The sequence below is a fragment of the Microvirga sp. HBU67558 genome (assembly GCF_018069605.1).
GTDB classification, from domain to species: Bacteria; Pseudomonadota; Alphaproteobacteria; order Rhizobiales; family Beijerinckiaceae; genus Microvirga; species Microvirga terrae.
In genome coordinates this window covers 1-693 of record NZ_JAGPUP010000257.1, presented here as the reverse complement: position 1 = coordinate 693, position 693 = coordinate 1, and the positions used below count along the sequence as shown (strand labels likewise).

Sequence of the window (693 nt, the reverse complement as noted above, 5' to 3'; positions counted from 1 at the left end):
CCGGCAATGATCCGGGCTTCGTGCCATACCGCCGATAATGCATTCGCTCTCGAGTTCGACGCGACGCCGTGGTTTCGCGAGGCCGATCTGCAGAGCATTCTGCATTTTGCCGAGCAGGGCTGGTCCAGTGCGTGGGTCGCCGATGCTCTTGAAGCGCGGCCCGGCTACGAGGGTCTTCATCGGCTCATTGATTATGCGGCCACCAGGCTGAGGGACGAGTCGCTCGAGGACCCTACCTGGGCCGCGATCGAGTGTGTCGTCAGCCAGCCTGATGCCACACAGTGGCTTCGAGAGAACAGGCCGGAGATCGCGTTGATGATTCAGCGCCGGCAAGCGGCGTCACAAGCCGGTTAAGCGCCCCCCGGCATGCGGCCTCACTGTCAACCCTAGCAAGGAGAGCCATCGATACATCTCTTCGGAGCCCTGGAACTCGACATCCGGCCCGGAACACCGGACAACCCGGCAGGCGTGAAGATTGTCCTCCTCCGCTACACCCGGGGTGAGGACGGACGCCTGTTTATCACGCCAGAATGCACGTCTTTCGAAGAGATCGAGGGGCAGATCAACTCGCCTCAGGACGAACTGGACGAGATCCGCAAGCGAGCTCAGCGCGCCTTCCAGGTCACCTGACATCAACATCTTCGGAACGTGTACCGCCTTGGAGCGGCGGAGTTGCCCATGAAAAAGCCCCGT

At 61.6% G+C, this 693-nt stretch carries 2 protein-coding genes; both read left to right on the top strand.

Annotation, left to right across the window (positions count from 1 at the left end):
• Positions 1–354, top strand: a 354-nt coding sequence (locus KBI52_RS01100; protein ID WP_247654092.1) for a hypothetical protein, incomplete at its 5' end; no start/stop codon positions are given.
• A 114-nt stretch (positions 355–468) separates the two neighbouring features.
• Complete coding sequence (locus tag KBI52_RS01095) at positions 469–630, top strand: hypothetical protein (RefSeq protein ID WP_247654091.1); 162 nt, start codon at positions 469–471, stop codon at positions 628–630.
• Positions 631–693 lie beyond the last annotated feature (63 nt).